The organism is Leuconostoc holzapfelii (genome assembly GCF_012396485.1).
GTDB lineage: Bacteria > Bacillota > Bacilli > Lactobacillales > Lactobacillaceae > Leuconostoc > Leuconostoc holzapfelii.
Map to the genome: position 1 here is coordinate 2,501 of NZ_JAAXPO010000017.1, position 2,928 is coordinate 5,428.

At 46.8% G+C, this 2,928-nt stretch carries 1 tRNA gene and 2 rRNA genes (1 of these 3 running past the window's edge); all 3 read right to left on the reverse strand.

The features are described from left to right. Positions 1 to 659: ribosomal RNA gene (locus HF966_RS08800) — 23S ribosomal RNA — on the reverse strand (it extends 2,253 nt beyond the left edge of the window). 186 nt (positions 660 to 845) lie between these two features. Beyond that, positions 846 to 918 (reverse strand) — tRNA-Ala (locus HF966_RS08805). A gap of 112 nt (positions 919 to 1,030) precedes the next feature. Beyond that, a 16S ribosomal RNA gene (locus HF966_RS08810) occupies positions 1,031 to 2,580 on the reverse strand. Together the 16S and 23S rRNA genes with 1 tRNA gene alongside form the textbook arrangement of a ribosomal RNA operon. Positions 2,581 to 2,928: the final 348 nt, after the last annotated feature.

Below are 2,928 nucleotides of genomic sequence, written 5' to 3' on the forward strand. Positions count from 1 at the left end.
GGTCTTTCCACCTTAACCTTGCACGATACCGTAACTCGCCGGTTCATTCTACAAAAGGCACGCCATCACCCATTAACGGGCTCTGACTTCTTGTAGGCGTCGTGGTTTCAGGAACTATTTCACTCCCCTTCCGGGGTGCTTTTCACCTTTCCCTCACGGTACTGGTTCACTATCGGTCACTAGGGAGTATTTAGCCTTACGGGATGGTCCCCGCAGATTCCGACCGGATTTCACGTGTCCGGCCGTACTCAGGATCCTGAAAGGAGTGTGCTTCATTTCGCGTACGGGGCTATCACCCTCTCTAGCCAAGCTTCCCAACTTGTTCTGCTATAAAACACTTTTGTAACTCCTATATATCAGTCCTACAACCCCAGAATGCAAGCACTCTGGTTTGGGCTCTTCCCTTTTCGCTCGCCGCTACTTAGGGAATCGATTTTTCTTTCTTCTCCTGCTGCTAATGAGATGTTTCAGTTCACAGCGTGTTCCGTCATTATCCTATGTATTCAAATAATGACAACTCTTTTCGAGTTGGGTTTCCCCATTCGGAAATCTCTGGGTCATAGCGTACTTACCGCTCACCAAAGCTTATCGTAGTTAGTCACGTCCTTCATCGGCTCCTAGTGCCAAGGCATCCACCACGCGCCCTTATTAACTTAACCTATACAACCGTAGTTGTGGTTTAGTTTATGAGTTGGTCTTCTTTCAGACCTGCGATTAAACCGTTCTTTTTAAAGAACTTTTTGTGTTGTTTCTCGGTTCAATTTAATTTAATTTTTCAATTATTTTAAAAGAATTTGTTACTATTCAGTTTTCAATGTACAACCCGACAACCTTTCGGCTGTCTATGGAGAATAGCGGGATCGAACCGCTGACCCCCTGCTTGCAAAGCAGGTGCTCTCCCAGCTGAGCTAATTCCCCATAGGATCACTTTGACTATGATACCTATTACAGTATCACACTCAAAACTAAACAAAACTTTGAACGTCCAAATTTACAATCTAATGCACTGTCACTTTCCGATTATCCTTAGAAAGGAGGTGATCCAGCCGCAGGTTCTCCTACGGCTACCTTGTTACGACTTCACCCTAGTCATCTGTCCTGCCTTAGACGGCTCCCTCCCGAAGGTTAGGCCACCGGCTTTGGGCATTACAAACTCCCATGGTGTGACGGGCGGTGTGTACAAGACCCGGGAACGTATTCACCGCGGCGTGCTGATCCGCGATTACTAGCGATTCCGACTTCGTGCAGTCGAGTTGCAGACTGCAGTCCGAACTGAGACGTACTTTAAGAGATTAGCTCACCTTCGCAGGTTGGCAACTCGTTGTATACGCCATTGTAGCACGTGTGTAGCCCAGGTCATAAGGGGCATGATGATCTGACGTCGTCCCCGCCTTCCTCCGGTTTGTCACCGGCAGTCTCGCTAGAGTGCCCAACTGAATGCTGGCAACTAACAATAAGGGTTGCGCTCGTTGCGGGACTTAACCCAACATCTCACGACACGAGCTGACGACGACCATGCACCACCTGTCACTTTGTCTCCGAAGAGAACACTTCTATCTCTAAAAGCTTCAAAGGATGTCAAGACCTGGTAAGGTTCTTCGCGTTGCTTCGAATTAAACCACATGCTCCACCGCTTGTGCGGGTCCCCGTCAATTCCTTTGAGTTTCAACCTTGCGGTCGTACTCCCCAGGCGGAATACTTAATGCGTTAGCTTCGGCACTAAGAGGCGGAAACCTCCTAACACCTAGTATTCATCGTTTACGGTGTGGACTACCAGGGTATCTAATCCTGTTTGCTACCCACACTTTCGAGCCTCAACGTCAGTTGTTGTCCAGTAAGCCGCCTTCGCCACTGGTGTTCTTCCATATATCTACGCATTCCACCGCTACACATGGAGTTCCACTTACCTCTACAACACTCAAGTTAACCAGTTTCCAATGCCATTCCGGAGTTGAGCTCCGGGCTTTCACATCAGACTTAATCAACCGTCTGCGCTCGCTTTACGCCCAATAAATCCGGATAACGCTCGGGACATACGTATTACCGCGGCTGCTGGCACGTATTTAGCCGTCCCTTTCTGGTATGGTACCGTCAAACTAAAATCATTCCCTATTTTAGCATTTCTTCCCATACAACAGTGCTTTACGACCCGAAAGCCTTCATCACACACGCGGCGTTGCTCCATCAGGCTTGCGCCCATTGTGGAAGATTCCCTACTGCAGCCTCCCGTAGGAGTTTGGGCCGTGTCTCAGTCCCAATGTGGCCGATCAGTCTCTCAACTCGGCTATGCATCATCGTCTTGGTAAGCCTTTACCCCACCAACTAACTAATGCACCGCGGATCCATCTCTAGGTGACGCCGTAGCGCCTTTTAACTTTGTATCATGCGATACTAAGTTTTATTCGGTATTAGCATCTGTTTCCAAATGTTATCCCCAGCCTTGAGGCAGGTTATCCACGTGTTACTCACCCGTTCGCCACTCGCTTGAAAGGTGCAAGCACCTTTCGCTGCGCGTTCGACTTGCATGTATTAGGCACGCCGCCAGCGTTCATCCTGAGCCAGGATCAAACTCTCAATTTAAATGAATTAAATTCATTGTTTGAAGATGTACTCTTCGATTAAACTGACTAATTGCTATATCTCTATAACGACTATCCGTTTATTGTTTGTTACGAATTGACTTCGCAAATTTGTTTTTGTTATTACTGCTAATAACTAGTAACAGATTCGTTTGTTCAAAGTTTTGTTCAGTTTTCAATGTGCTACTTGTTGTCGCTGAGACAACTATATTATCTTATCATCTTAACGATCGCTTGTCAACACTTTATTTTAAAATGTTTTTTCGCAATCATCTCACTGCGCTTTCGCGCCCCTAAGACAACTTTATTATTCTACTACGTTGCTAATCACTTGTCAACTACTTCTTTA